At 61.9% G+C, this 14,027-nt stretch carries 11 protein-coding genes; 4 read left to right on the top strand and 7 right to left on the bottom strand.

Annotated features, from left to right (window positions below; all coding sequences use genetic code 11):
- Positions 1–99 precede the first annotated feature (99 nt).
- The 3 genes from ACW9JC_RS15255 to ACW9JC_RS15245 form a co-directional block, all read right to left on the bottom strand.
- A complete protein-coding gene (locus tag ACW9JC_RS15255) occupies positions 100–2,448 on the bottom strand; it encodes an FdhF/YdeP family oxidoreductase (RefSeq protein WP_457455791.1) in 2,349 nt (782 codons plus the stop codon).
- Positions 2,445–3,284, bottom strand: coding sequence for a formate dehydrogenase accessory sulfurtransferase FdhD (gene fdhD, locus ACW9JC_RS15250; RefSeq protein ID WP_448105959.1), 840 nt, complete (start codon positions 3,282–3,284; stop codon positions 2,445–2,447). The genes ACW9JC_RS15255 and fdhD overlap by 4 nt, the downstream gene beginning before the upstream one ends.
- A 92-nt stretch (positions 3,285–3,376) precedes the next feature.
- Positions 3,377–4,264, bottom strand: a complete 888-nt coding sequence (locus tag ACW9JC_RS15245; RefSeq protein ID WP_338584184.1) for a LysR family transcriptional regulator — start codon at positions 4,262–4,264, stop codon at positions 3,377–3,379.
- Positions 4,265–4,392: 128 nt separating this feature from the next.
- Here ACW9JC_RS15245 and lysM point away from each other — a divergent pair, with 128 nt between their 5' ends.
- Entirely contained in the window at positions 4,393–4,833 is a 441-nt protein-coding gene (lysM, locus tag ACW9JC_RS15240) for a peptidoglycan-binding protein LysM (RefSeq protein WP_075947144.1), read from the top strand.
- Positions 4,834–4,959: 126 nt separating this feature from the next.
- Here lysM and yrfG read toward each other — a convergent pair whose 3' ends face one another.
- Positions 4,960–5,622 carry a GMP/IMP nucleotidase gene (gene yrfG, locus ACW9JC_RS15235; protein ID WP_457455788.1) on the bottom strand — a complete coding sequence of 221 codons (663 nt, stop codon included), beginning with the start codon at positions 5,620–5,622 and terminating at the stop codon, positions 4,960–4,962.
- Positions 5,623–5,712: 90 nt separating this feature from the next.
- On the opposite strand from yrfG, the gene nudE reads away from it, so the two are divergent.
- Together nudE and cysQ are read left to right on the top strand one after the other, a co-directional pair.
- Positions 5,713–6,279, top strand: a complete 567-nt coding sequence (nudE, locus tag ACW9JC_RS15230) for an ADP compounds hydrolase NudE (RefSeq protein WP_338584187.1) — start codon at positions 5,713–5,715, stop codon at positions 6,277–6,279.
- Entirely contained in the window at positions 6,276–7,103 is an 828-nt protein-coding gene (gene cysQ / locus ACW9JC_RS15225) for a 3'(2'),5'-bisphosphate nucleotidase CysQ (protein ID WP_457455786.1), read from the top strand. Before nudE ends, cysQ begins: the two co-directional genes overlap by 4 nt.
- A 75-nt stretch (positions 7,104–7,178) precedes the next feature.
- Here cysQ and ACW9JC_RS15220 read toward each other — a convergent pair whose 3' ends face one another.
- Genes ACW9JC_RS15220 through ACW9JC_RS15210 form a run of 3 tightly spaced genes read right to left on the bottom strand, consistent with a single transcriptional unit; the run spans position 7,179 to position 10,874 of the window.
- Positions 7,179–7,634: a YiiD C-terminal domain-containing protein gene (locus ACW9JC_RS15220; protein ID WP_457455784.1), complete on the bottom strand. Its 456-nt coding sequence runs from the start codon at positions 7,632–7,634 to the stop codon at positions 7,179–7,181.
- 40 nt (positions 7,635–7,674) lie between these two features.
- On the bottom strand, positions 7,675–9,069 hold the full coding sequence (locus ACW9JC_RS15215; RefSeq protein WP_457455782.1) for a sigma-54-dependent transcriptional regulator: 1,395 nt from the start codon (positions 9,067–9,069) through the stop codon (positions 7,675–7,677).
- Positions 9,066–10,874, bottom strand: a complete 1,809-nt coding sequence (locus ACW9JC_RS15210; protein WP_338584191.1) for a sensor histidine kinase — start codon at positions 10,872–10,874, stop codon at positions 9,066–9,068. The genes ACW9JC_RS15215 and ACW9JC_RS15210 overlap by 4 nt, the downstream gene beginning before the upstream one ends.
- Before the next feature lie 157 nt (positions 10,875–11,031).
- Between ACW9JC_RS15210 and ACW9JC_RS15205 the strand changes: the two genes are divergently transcribed.
- A complete protein-coding gene (locus ACW9JC_RS15205) occupies positions 11,032–13,944 on the top strand; it encodes an aminotransferase (protein ID WP_457455780.1) in 2,913 nt (970 codons plus the stop codon).
- The last annotated feature ends 83 nt before the right edge of the window (positions 13,945–14,027 follow it).

Here is a 14,027-nt window from a genome sequence, read left to right as displayed (position 1 = left end):
TCGCTCCCACAGGGATTTCGGTCGAACACGGATATTGTGGCCAACAGAAAAACCCGTGGGAGCGAGCTTGCTCGCGATAGGGCCAGAACTAACGACGCATTACGCCGACCTGGCCATGATCAACCCAGTCTCACTCGCCGCTTCCAACCGGATCGCGACGAACTTCGACGTCGGCGTATGGCTGCCATCTCCGGTGCTTTCCAGTGGCACCAGCGGATTCACTTCCGGGTAGTACGCCGCCGCTTGCCCGGCCGGGATATCGAACGCCAGCAGCGTGAAGCCCTTCACCCGACGTTCAACACCATCATCCCAGAGCGAAACGATGTCGGCCTTCTGCCCCGGCTTGAAGCCCAGGCGAATGATGTCGGCTTCGTTGACGAACAGCACATCACGCTGCCCCTTCACTCCGCGATAACGGTCGTTGAGGCCATAGATCGTGGTGTTGTACTGATCGTGGGAGCGCATCGATTGCATGATCAGGTCCGGCAACTTGCCGGTGGCGCGGGTACGTTCGTGCACCAGATCCTTGGGCAGCATGTTCGGCTTGAAATTGGCCCGGCCCGATGCGGTGTTCCACTTGCGCGCACCGGCACTGTTGCCCAGATAGAAGCCGCCCGGGTTCTTGATCTTCTCGTTGAAGTCTTTGAAGTTGGGGATGGTGTCGGCGATCAGGTCGCGGATGCGCCGGTAATCCGCCACCAGCCAGTTCCAGTCCACCGGATGGCTGCCCAGCGTGGCGGCTGCGATGCCGGCCAGAATCGCCGGCTCCGAACGCATCTGGTTCGACAGCGGTTCCAATTGGCCGTTGGAGGCGTGGACCATGCTGAACGAGTCTTCGACCGTGACCGCTTGAGGACCTTCAGCTTGGCGGTCGATATCGGTCCGGCCCAGGCACGGCAGGATCAGCGCGTCTTTACCGTGGGCCAGATGGCTGCGGTTGAGCTTGGTGCTGATCTGCACGGTCAGGTCGCAATTGCTCAGCGCCTTGAAGGTGCGTGGGCTGTCGGGGGTGGCTTGGGCGAAGTTGCCGCCCAGGGCGATGAACACTTTCGCCCGACCTTCGGCCATGGCATGGATCGCCTCGACCACGTTGTGGCCGTTTTCACGCGGTACCTTGAACTGGAAGCGGCGTTCCAATGAGTCGAGGAACGCCACTGGCGGACGCTCGTTGATGCCCATGGTCCGGTCGCCCTGCACGTTACTGTGGCCACGCACCGGGCACAGGCCCGCGCCCGGCCGACCGATGTTGCCGCGCAGCAGCATCAGGTTGGCGATTTCCTGGATGGTCGCCACCGAATGGCGGTGCTGGGTGATGCCCATTGCCCAGCACATGATGACGTTCTTGCCCTTGAGGTACATGCGCGCCGCTTGCTCGATTTCAACAAGGGTCAGGCCGGACTGCTCGACGATCTGCTCCCACGGGGTGTCGTCGATGGCGGCCAGGTAATCCAGCACGTTGACGCTGTGTTCGTTGAGGAAACCGTGATCGAACACCGCCGCAGCGCCTGCCTTCTGTGCATCACGCTCCCATTGCAGCAGGAATTTCGCCATGCCGCGCATCACGGCCATGTCGCCACCCAGTGCTGGACGGAAGTATGCGGTGTTGGTCGGCTTGTCGCCGTTGGTGAGCATTTCGAGTGGGTGCTGCGGGTGCTGGAAACGTTCCAGTCCGCGCTCTTTCAACGGGTTGATGCACACCACCTGCGCCCCGCGTTTTACCGCTTCACGCAGTGGTTCGAGCATCCGCGGGTGGTTGGTGCCGGGGTTCTGGCCCCAGACGAAAATCGCATCGGCGTGTTCGAAGTCGTCGAAGGTCACGGTGCCTTTGCCGACACCGACGCTTTGCGACAACGCGACGCCGCTGGCCTCGTGGCACATGTTCGAGCAGTCGGGGAAGTTGTTGGTGCCATAGGCACGCACGAACAGCTGATAGAGATAAGCCGCTTCGTTGCTGGCACGTCCGGAGGTGTAGAACTCGGCCTGATCCGGGCTCGACAAGCCCTTCAAGTGCTTGGCGATCAGCGCGAACGCGTCGTCCCAACTGATCGGTTGATAGCGATCGGTTTCCGCGTTGTAGATCAATGGCTCAGTCAGTCGGCCCTGGTATTCAAGCCAGTAGTCACTCTGCTCCAGCAGCGAGGTGACGCTGTGTTTGGCGAAGAATTTGCCATCGACACGCCGTTTGGTCGCTTCCCAGTTCACCGCTTTGGCGCCGTTCTCGCAGAACGCCACCATGCCGGCTTCATTGGAATCACCCCAGGCGCAACCGGGGCAGTCGAAGCCGCCGTTCTTGTTGGTCTTGAGCATCATGCGCAGGTTTTTCAGCGCGTTGTCGCTGGTCAACCAGGCTTGGGCGACGCTGATCAGTGCGCCCCAACCGCCGGCCGGACCTTTGTAGGGTTTGTAGCGAGGAACAGGTGTCTGGTCGGCTTGACGGTGTTGACTCACGCTTGATTCTCCAAAGCCGGGCTGTAGACCCGCGGCGCATTCTTCTGTGGCAGATGGATGAGGTTGAGGTTGTGGCGACGGGCCCATTGCACGGCAAGGCCCGTGGGCGACGACAGGCTGACCAGGGTCTGGATGCCGGCGCGCAAAACTTTCTGGATCAGTTCGAGACTGCAGCGGCTGGTGACAATCGCCAGTCCGCCTGCGGTTGAAATGTTCTGGCGGACCAATCCGCCAATCAATTTATCGAGAGCGTTGTGCCGGCCAATGTCTTCACGACCGAGCAGCAACTCGCCTTGGCCGTTCATGAACACGGCGGCATGCACCGCGCCGCTGTATTGGCCCAATGGCTGGAACGCACCGATGCGTTGGCGCAGACCGTCCAGCCATTCGGCGGGCGGCAGTGGTGCGCCGGGCAACACTTTGAGATCCGGCAACGCCTGCTCGACCGCTTCCACGCCGCAGAGCCCGCAACCGCTGGTGCCGGCCAGTTGTCGACGTTGCAGCTTGAGGTTCCAGAACGCGCGATTGGCGATGGTCACCTGCGCGTATTGCGCTGACCCCGAACCGCTGAGTTGCAGGTCATAGATGTCGGTGGCGTCTTCGATGATGCCGCTGCCCAGACTGAAGCCGACGATGAAGTCTTCGAGGTCCGTCGGCGTCACCAGCATGACGGCCTGGCTGATGCCGTTATAGGCAATCGCCAACGCGACTTCCTCGGCCAGCGCGGTGCTGTCCGATTCAGAGTGTTCAAGGTTGCAGTAGCTGTACGTCTGGCTGGCGGCGGGCGCGGGCGTTTCGAGGGCAGGCGCCGCGCAGGCAGGGCGCTTGGCTTTCATGGCATCACCGAGGGTTTGATCAGCTTTAAGACTAGGCGCGACAACATGTCGCGTCTAATCGCTATTACTGATCTACCGATAGATGCCGTCGATCAAGAGTCCAGCAGCGATTGTTGATAGATCGCGAAACAGGCTTCCGCCAGCGCCGAGCGTGGCGCGCTGCGACGCATGATCAACCCCAGCCGGCCGAGGGTCTGGGCGTTTTCAATCGGTTGCAGGCGCAAATGTTCGGTCAGGCCTTCGAGTCCACCATCCAGTGGCATCACGGCGCAGCACAGGCCGCCGTGCACAGCTTGTAACAGTTGATGCACCGCATCGGTCTGCAACAACGGTTGTGGTGTAAGGCCACGGCTGTGGAAGTTGTGGTCGATGGACTGACGAAAGTGCATGCCGCTGGTGAGCATGCCCAGCGGTAGCTCGATCAACGATTCCCAACTCAACGGCGCCTCGCCAAAGGTGAAGAAGCGCTGATCGTAGAGCAGGCCCATGCGGGTTTCGCTGAAAGTCAGCGAGTCGAAGTGTTCGCCGTCCAGACGCTCCAGATAGGAAACACCGAGATCCAGACGATTGTTCGCCAGTTGTTCGAGGATTTGTTCGGAACTCAGCGCCGACAGTTCGAAGCGCAGGTTCGGGTGTTCGGCGTGCAGGCGTTGCAGCAGTGGTAGCGGATCGAAGCTCGACAGCGGCACCACGCCCAGACGCAAGGTGCCGACCAGATTGCCGCGACAGGCCGCTGCCTCGGCGTACAAGCCGTCGTAGGCGGCCAGCACGGTGCGTGCCCACGCCAGCACTCGCTCGCCGGGTGCGGTGAAACCCTCGAAGCGCTGGCCGCGATTGACCAGCGGCAAATCGAGTTCCTCTTCGAGGCTGCGCAGGCGCATGGACAGCGTCGGCTGGGTGATGTGGCAGCGCGCGGCGGCCTGGCCGAAGTGTCGGGTTTCGTCGAGCGCGATGAGGAATTTCAGCTGCTTGATGTCCATCGTCGCTCCAGGGTTCGGGAAGGTGCGGATTCTATCGCAAGCGGGGTCATTGGTCGGGTTGGATTCGCAAGTGACGGTCGTGGTCTAGGCTTTTGCGTCTGGAACCTCAAACCCAAGGAGAGTGCACCATGAGTCTTTTGAGCTTTGTGAAAGAGGCAGGCGAAAAACTGCTGGATTTGCTCACGCCGGGCAATGCCAATGCCAGTGAGCAGTTGAAAGAACACATCAGCAAAGTCGGCTTGGGTAACCCGAATGTGCAGGCGACGGTTGATGGCGACAAAGTCACCGTGACTGGTGAGGTGGGAAGCCAGGAAGAGAAAGAGAAAATCCTGCTGGCCGTGGGCAACATTGCCGGTGTCGGCAGCGTGGATGATCAGATCACCGTGACCGGGCCTGTCGTCGCGGCTGCGCGCTTCGTGGTCGTGAAGAAAGGCGACACGCTCAGCGCCATATCGTTGGCCGTGTATGGCAGCGCCAACCAGTACAACAAGATCTTTGAAGCCAACAAACCAATGTTGTCGCATCCGGACAAAATTTATCCGGGGCAGACGTTGCGGATTCCTGAGTAAGTCGTCAAACCGCGTGATGGCCATCGCGGGCAAGCCACGCTCCCACAAGAATCGCGTCGTTCGCATTCATCGTGAACGACTCAGATCCTGTGGGAGCGGGCTTGTCCGCGATGCGGACAACTCGGTCTAAAGCCCTGCAATCAAATCCCGATAATCCCCAACCGCCGCAAACTCAGCCGTGTCCTTCGGTCCTTTGCGACTGTCGGGTTCACGCACCGCCAGCAAATGCGCCACACCAAAATCTCGCGCACTGCGCAAAATCGGCAAGGTGTCGTCGATAAACAGGCTGCGTGCCGGATCGAAGCCGATGTCGGCCTGCAACGCGTCCCAGAACTGCGGGTTTTCCTTGGGGAAACCGTAATCGTGGGAGCTGATCAAGCGCTCGAAATACGGCGCCAGTTCGATTTTTTCCAGTTTCAGTGACAGGGCGTCGCGGTGAGCGTTGGTGATCAGCACCACGCGTTTGCCGGCCTGCTTGATCGCCGCCAGAAAAGTATCGGCATCCGGACGCAGGGCGATCAGGTGTGCGGTTTCCAGTTTCAGGTCACGCACTGACAGCTTCAGTTCGGCGCTCCAGAAATCCAGGCAGTACCACTGCAGCTGGCCGGCGTTGCGCTCGAACAATGGATGCAGTTCCATCTCGGCCATTGCCCGGCTGACTCCGTGCAATTCGGCGTAGCGCTGGGGCAGATGCTCCAGCCAGAAATGGTTGTCGAAGTGCAGGTCCAGCAGCGTGCCATCCATGTCCAGCAGAACGGTGTCGATGTCGCGCCAGGGCAGCAGTGCCATAAAAAACTTCTCCAGCGGTAAAAAAGATATCCGAGGTAAACAATCAGGATAGGCCGGGTATAGTAACGCGTTCACGCCAAGGAGCCGCTCATGCGCCAGAAACCCACCATCCTCGCCCGCGAGATCGTCGCCACCAGCCGTTTATTCTGCGTCGAAGAGCTGAAACTGCGCTTTTCCAACGGCGTGGAACGCACTTATGAACGCTTGGTCGGCAAGGGCGCAGGTTATGGCGCGGTGATGGTCGTGGCGATGCTTGATGCCGATCACGCGGTGTTGGTCGAGGAGTATTGCGGCGGAACCGATGAGTACGAACTGTCGTTGCCCAAAGGCCTGATCGAGCCGGGCGAAGATGTGCTGGCGGCAGCTGAGCGCGAGCTCAAGGAAGAGGCCGGTTTTGGCGCGCGGCAATTGGAGCATCTGACCGAGCTGTCGTTGTCGCCCGGTTACATGAGCCAGAAAATCCAGGTGGTGCTGGCCACCGATCTCTACGAAGAACGTCTGGAAGGTGACGAACCGGAGCCGATGGGCCTGGGCAAAGTCAATTTGCGCGAGCTGTCGGCGTTGGCGCAAAACCCGCAATTCACTGAGGGCCGTGCCTTGGCGGCGCTGTATCTGGCCCGTGATCTGCTGACTCAGCGCGGGGTGTTTCAGCCATGAATTTCCCTCATCCGTTGATGGCGCCCGTGGTTGAGCTGGCATTGAGGGCTGGTGAAGCGATTTTGCCGTTCTGGCGCACCGGTACAGCTGTTACTGCCAAGGCTGATGACTCGCCGGTGACCGCCGCAGACCTGGCTGCTCATCACCTGATTCTGGCCGGGCTGACCGCGCTGGACCCGAGCATTCCGGTGCTGTCCGAGGAAGACGCCAACATCCCCCAAAGCGTGCGTGCCGGGTGGCAGCGTTGGTGGCTGGTCGATCCGCTGGACGGCACCAAGGAGTTCATCAGCGGCAGCGAAGAATTCACCGTCAATATCGCCCTGATCGAAAACGGCCAGGTGGTATTCGGCGTGGTGTCGATGCCGACCAATGGCCGCTTCTATGTCGGCGGTGCCGGGCTCGGCGCGTGGCGTGGCGATAAAGGTGGGACGCCGGTGGCGATTGAGGTGCGCGATGTTCTGGCCCCCGGTCAATCGTTCACCGTGGTTGCCAGTCGCCGTCATTCCAGCCCGGAGCAAGAGCGCTTGCTGGCCGGATTGAGCGCGAGTTTGGGCGAGCTGCAACTGGCCAATATCGGCAGTTCGCTGAAGTTTTGCTTGTTGGCTGAAGGCGCGGCGGATTGCTATCCGCGTCTGGCGCCGACTTCTCAGTGGGACACGGCGGCGGCGCAAGGTGTGCTGGAAGGCGCGGGCGGTGAGGTGCTGGATCTGAGCGGGGCGCCGTTCTGTTATCCGGCGCGGGAATCGCTGTTGAATGAGTTCTTTTTGGCGTTGCCGGCGAAGGCGGCGTGGCGGGAGCAGTTGTTGGCTTTGGCCCGAAGCTAAGATCAAAAGATCGCAGCCTGCGGCAGCTCCTACGCCGATCCCTGTAGGAGCTGCCGAAGGCTGCGATCTTTTGCGTTAACGGTGCAAAACATATTGCCCGGTAAACCTCACCGCATCCTCATCACGGCCTTCATTGACGACCCGCGTATGCAGCGTCAACCGCGCTCGGCTGTAGCGTTGGAACGTGGTCAGGAATTTCTTCCAGATAACCGGATCCGGCGCTTGGCAGATCGCATTAGCATCGCCCGTCACCGGCAGCGGATAACTGATTTGCCCTTCCTGAATCACGATGTGCCCGTCGGTGATGCCTTCTTCTTTCAATCGCAAATGCAACCAGCCCCAACCGGCCAGCACCGCGCCGCAGTACAGGCTGCCGCCGAACATGGTGCTCTTGTGGTTGACGTTGGCGTCCAGCGGCAAGTACAGGCGCAGTTGCTGATCGTGCCAGTCGAGCACTTTGACGCCCATGTCCCGGGTGAGGGGGATGTCGTGGTGGAGGACGGATTCCAGTTGACGACTGTCGCGGCTCATTCGGCGGTCTCTTGTTCGAAGTGGATGATCTGACGGCGGCTCAATCGAGGTCGTCGCTGTGACTGGCCGCGCCGCTGTCGGCGAAGCTCAATCCGTGCTTGCGCAGCTTGTCGTGCAAGGTCTTGCGCGGAATGCCTAGGGCTTCGGCGACGCTGCGTACCGAGCTGTGCGAACGCGCCAGTTCGGCGGCGATCAGGGTTTTCTCGAAGTTTTCCACTTGCTCGCTCAAACCGCCGCTGACCAATTCCACCACGGTGCCGGCGGCGTCTTGTGGCTCATTGTTGTCCAGCGCCAGTTCCAGGCCGAGGGCGAAACGTTCCGCAGCGTTTTGCAGTTCGCGCACGTTGCCCGGCCAAGTGTGGCGCAGCAGCAGCGCGCGTTGCCCCGGCTGCAATTCATGGGGCGGCAAGCCGTGGCGGCCGCTGGCCTCATCGGCGAAATGCTGGAACAGCACCAGCGCATCTTCACCACGTTCGCGCAGCGGGGGAATGCGCAGCGGCGCGACGTTCAGGCGGTAATACAAGTCGGCGCGGAAGCGGCCCTGATCGGCAGACTGCCGCAGGTCTTCCTTGGTGGCGGCGATGATGCGGATGTCCAGCGGGATCAGCTGATTGCCACCCAAACGTTCCACCACCCGCTCTTGCAGCAAGCGCAGCAATTTCACCTGCACATCCAGGCTCATGCTTTCGATTTCATCGAGGAACAACGTGCCGCCATTGGCGAATTCGAACTTGCCGATACGGCGCTTCTGCGCACCGGTGAAGGCGCCCGGCTCGTGGCCGAACAGCTCGCTCTCGACCACCGACTCGGCCAGCGCCCCGGCGTTGATCGCCACGAACGGGCCGTTACGCCGACTCGACAAATCATGCAGCGCGCGCGCGACAACTTCCTTGCCCGCACCGGTTTCGCCGAGGATCAACACGTCGGCTTTAGTCGCCGCCAACGCGCCGATCTGCTCGCGCAGGCGCAGCATCGACGGCGATTGCCCGACCAGACGCGTGCTCAGCTCATTGCGATCGCTGAGCGCGAGACGCAGGCTACGGTTGTCCAGCACCAAACGGCGCAAGGCCAAGGCGCGGCGCACGCTGTCGAGCAGGGCGTCACTGGCGAAAGGCTTTTCGAGAAAGTCATAGGCCCCGGCGCGCATGGCTTGCACCGCCAGCGGCACGTCGCCGTGACCGGTGATCAGCAGCACCGGCAGCTCCGGGTCCTGGGCGTGGAGTTCGGTCAGCAGTTCGAGGCCGTCCATGCCCGGCATGCGAATGTCGCTGACGACTACGCCCGGCCAGTCACGTTCCAGTTGTCCGGCCAAACCCTTGGCCTCGGCCAGCGGCAGAATTTTCAGGCCGGCCAGATCGAGGGTCTGGCTCAAGGCCTGGCGCAGATGGGGATCGTCGTCGATCAGCACGACCTGAATGCGGTTGTCGATGGTCATGCACTTCGGTCCTCGGACGGTTGCAGGCTCACACCCGGCGCGCCTGCGCGTAGTTTCAGGGTAATCAGTGCGCCGCCCTCCTTGTGGTTGGCGAACGACAGTTCACCACCGAAGGCACGCATCAGGGTTTCGCAGATCGCCAGCCCCAAGCCAAGGCCCTGGGTGCGGGTCTTGGTGGTGTAGAAGGGCTCGCTGGCGCGGCCAAGGGCTTCCATGCAAAAGCCGGGGCCGTTGTCGCGAATGTACAGGTTGACGCCGTCGGCGGTGGATTGGGCACTCAGCCAGAGCTTACGCGGCGGGCCTTTTTCGGTGAGGGCATCGAGGGCGTTGGCCAGCAGGTTGCCGAGCACCTGACGCAAACGGGTTTCCCCGGCCTCGACCCACAAGGCCGCAGCGGGCAGATCGCGGATCAGTTCGACTTCCATGCTGCGCCGCCGTTTGGCCAGCAACGCCAGCGCATCGTCCAGCGCCGGTTGCAGGGCGACACTTTCCGGAGCATGGCGATCGCGTCGGGCGAAGGCGCGCAGGTGCGCGATGATCGAGGCCATGCGCCCGGTCAGTTCGCTGATCAGTTTGAGGTTGCCACGGGCATCGTCGGTGCGCTGGTGGTCGAGCAACACTTCGGCGTTTTCCGCGTAGCTGCGGATCGCGGCCAGTGGCTGATTGAGTTCGTGGCTGATGCTCGCGGACATTGTCCCCAACGCCGAGAGTTTGCCGGCCTGCACCAGATCATCCTGGGCGCGAACCAGTTCCTGCTGCGCCTGTTCGCGCTCCAACACTTCCTGTTTCAATCGACGGTTGAGCCCTTCCAAATCACTTGTGCGCTCGGCGACCCGGCCTTCCAGTTCGCGCCGGGCCTTGCCTTCGAAGGCGATCCGTTCCAGGTAATGACGGCGGCGCTGCATCATCAGGCCGAGCAACAGCATCAACACCAACAGCATCGCGCCACCGATGGCGACCACCGTGCGCACCGGGCGGTCGATCAGCGTGCGCGGGGCAAGAATGCTGACGTTCCAGCCGGTTTCCGCGATCGCCTGGGTCTGGGTCAGCCAGGCATTGGGGCTGAGCTTCAATGGCTTCGGATCGCGGGTCGGATAAGGTTGAATCGCGCTGATGGCTTTGCGCTCGTCCTCGCTCAGCGGGCGGGTCGAGCGGAAGCGCCATTCCGGGCGTGAAGTGAGGATGACCACACCGTTGTGATCGGTCAGCAACAGTTGTTCCGGGGTTTTGCCCCAGAGGCTTTCGGTGTGGTCGAGGTCGACTTTGACCACCAATACGCCGGTGATCTTCTCGCCGTCCCGCACGGCAGCGGCGAAAAAATAACCGCGTTTGGCGGACGTGGTGCCGAGTCCGAAAAAGCGCCCGAGCCGCCCGGCCATGGCTTCACTGAAATACGGCCGGAACGAGAAATTGCGCCCGACGAAACTGTCGTGTTTGTCCCAGTTGGAAGCGGCCAGGGTCTTGCCCGTGGTGTCCATCAGGTACATGACCTCGGCGCCGGTCTGGGCGCTGATGTTTTTCAGCAGGCGGTTGGCGTTGCCCTGGGTGACACCATCGTCCGGCGCACCGAGCACGGCGCGCAGGGCCGGCAGATCGCCGAGGATCTGCGGCAGCACTTCGTAGCGGTGCAGCGTTCCCAGCAGGTTGGCGACATAAAGGTCGAGGGTCTGGCGGTTCTGCCCGGCCAGTTCGCTGCGGTAGTAACGCTCGGCCAGATGCTCCAGCGGCCACAGCAACGGCGCCAGGCACAGCGCGAGCAGGGCCAGGCTGCGCCAGCGGGGTCTGCGGGGGAGGGTCGGAGTCATATGCATCGAACGCCTGTGGGTATGGACGCATTATGCCTAGACGGTGACGTGCGAGCATCTTGCACGTCACCGCTGGGCGTGACGGACCGGCAAGGGGTTGCTTATCGCCCCGAGCGGTGGCGATATAGGCGCCTAATAAAATTTCAGAGGTTGTTGTATGCCGCTCGCCACGTTGATTCATCGCGCCAGTTTGCCCAGCCCGCAAGTGACTGCGGAGCAAGCGCTTGAGCTGTTGCAAGAGCATTACGGACTGAGCGGCAGATTGCAGGCACTCGGCAGCCAGCAGGACCTCAACTACCGCGTCGACAGCGACCAGGGCCGTTTCGTCCTGAAAATCTGCCGGGGCGATTATTCGGCGCTGGAGCTGCAAGCCCAGCATGCCGGGCTCAAGCATTTGGGCGAGCATCCCGAGGTGCACGTGCCGCGCGTGATACCGGCGAAAAACGGCGTCGACCTGCTATCTCTGGATGTCGGCGGCCAAGCGGTGCATGTGCGCCTACTGGACTACATCGAGGGCCAGTCGCTGACGCACCTCGATTATTTCAACCCCACGGTGGTGGCCGGTTTCGGTCACCTGTGCGGCGAGATGGATCTGGCGCTGGCGGGATTCGATCATCCGGGGCTGGTGCGCACCCTGCAATGGGATGCGCGACATGCCCAGGCACTGATCGCGCATCTGTTGCCGGTTATCCAGGATGACGCACAGCGCAAACTGATCGCCGACGCGGCCGAACTCGCTGAGCGCCGCTTGCAGCCCTTGGTCGACAAGCTGCCGGTGCAAGCCATCCACATGGACATCACCGATGACAACGTGGTGTGGCAGCGTGATGCGCAACGACATTGGCAACTGCAAGGCGTGATCGATTTCGGCGATCTGGTGCGCACCTGGCGCATCACTGACTTGTCGGTGACGTGCGCGGCGCTGTTGCATCACGGTGAAGGCGATCCGTTCTGCATCTTGCCGGCGGTGCAGGCGTATCACGCGGTCAATCCGCTGACCCATGAAGAGTTGCTGGCTCTGTGGCCGCTGATCGTCGCCCGTGCGGCGGTGCTGGTGCTAAGCGGCGAGCAGCAGGTGAGCATCGATCCGGGCAACGCCTACAGCCGCGACAACCTGACCCACGAATGGGAGATTTTCCGCGTCGCGACTTCGGTGCCGCTCGCGCTGATGGAAGCGGCGATCCTGACAGCGGTTGGCCAGAACCTGCCCGTTATTGTCAGCGAGGGTTTTGCGCCGCTGCTGCCGAGCCTGGTTGGGCGTGAGTTTGCCTTGATCGATCTGGGCGTCCTCAGCCCGCATTTCGAGGCAGGGAATTGGGAACAGGAAGGCGTCGATCAGCGTCTGCTCAACGAAGCCGCCGCCGCCCATGAACTGGCGGCCAGTCGTTACGGCCAATATCGGTTGTCGCGCACCCGGCCGGACAGCGCCAACGAACCGGACACCTTTGCGCTACATGTCGAGTTGCGCGTGCCCCATGGCACGGCAGTCGAGGCGCCGTTTGCCGGTGTCGTTCATCAACCGTTGCAAGGTGTGCTGCAACTGGATGGCCCGCAATTGAGCGTGCGGCTGTGGGGCCTGACGCCATCGCTGCACAGCGGCGCAGCGCTGGTCAAAGGCCAGGTGTTGGGCTCGGTCAACGGGCCGTTGATCGTGCAGTTGTGCCGTGGTTCGGCGATCGATGCACCTCTGTTCTGTACGCCGTCGCGCGCCGCAGCCTGGCAAGCGTTGTGCCCGTCGCCTGCAGCATTGCTGGGGCTGGCCTGCGATGCTGAGGCAGAGCTCGATGCGCAGACCTTGCTGGCTCGTCGCGACGCCAGTTTCGCCCGCACGCAGAAACACTATTACGTCGACCCGCCGCGCATCGAGCGTGGCTGGCGCAACCACCTGATCGACATGCAGGGCCGCTCCTACCTCGACATGCTCAACAACGTCGCGGTGCTGGGTCACGGGCATCCGCGCATGGCTGCGGTCGCCAGTCGCCAGTGGTCGCTACTCAACACCAACTCGCGGTTCAACTATGCAGCGGTCGCCGAGTTTTCCGAGCGCTTGCTGAAGCTGGCGCCGGACTCCATGGATCGCGTTTTCCTGGTCAACAGCGGCAGCGAGGCCAACGACCTGGCGATCCGTCTGGCGTGGGCCTACAGCGGCGGGCGCGACATGCTCAGCGTGCTGGAGGCCTATCACGGCTGGACGGTGGGCGCAGACGCGGTGTCGACCTCGATTGCCGACAACCCCAAGGCACTGAGCAGCCGCCCGGACTGGGTGCACCCGGTGACTGCGCCGAACACCTATCGCGGTGAGTTCCGTGGCCCGGACAGCGCGCCGGACTACGTGCGCAGCGTTGAACACAACCTGGCGAAAATCGCCGAGCAAAAACGCCAGCTGGCCGGTTTCATCTGTGAGCCGGTGTATGGCAATGCCGGCGGCATCTCGCTGCCGCCGGGTTACCTGAAGCAGGTGTATGCCATGGTCCGCGCCCAGGGCGGTGTGTGCATTGCCGACGAAGTACAGGTCGGTTACGGGCGCATGGGCCATTTCTTCTGGGGTTTTGAAGAGCAGGGCGTGGTACCGGACATCATCACCATGGCCAAGGGCATGGGCAACGGTCAGCCATTGGGCGCCGTGATCACTCGCCGGGAAATCGCCGAAGCGCTAGAGGCCGAAGGCTATTTCTTCTCGTCGGCCGGCGGCAGTCCGGTGAGTTGCCAGGTCGGCATGGCGGTGCTGGATGTGATGGAAGAAGAAAAACTCTGGGAGAACGCCCAGGTTGTTGGCGGGTATTTCAAGGAGCGCCTTGAAGCGCTGATCGATATTCATCCGTTAGTCGGCGCGGTGCATGGTTCGGGCTTCTATCTGGGTGTGGAGTTGATCCGTAACCGCGAGACCCTGGAACCGGCGACCGAGGAAACTACGGCGCTGTGCGATCGCTTGCGTGAGCTGGGGATTTTCATGCAGCCGACCGGCGACTTCCTCAACGTGCTGAAGATCAAGCCGCCGATGGTGACGTCGCGTCAGAGCGTGGATTTCTTTGTCGACATGCTCTCGAAGGTGCTCGCGGAAGGTCTGTAAACACAGTAGCTCTGATGTATCGGGACAATGTGGGAGCGGGCTTGCTCGCGAAGGCGGTGGATCAGTCGACATCAACGTTGAAT

The organism is Pseudomonas sp. SDO5591_S426, from assembly GCF_054070755.1.
Note: the sequence above shows the minus strand (reverse complement) of the source record. Positions and strands in the feature narration are given on the sequence as shown.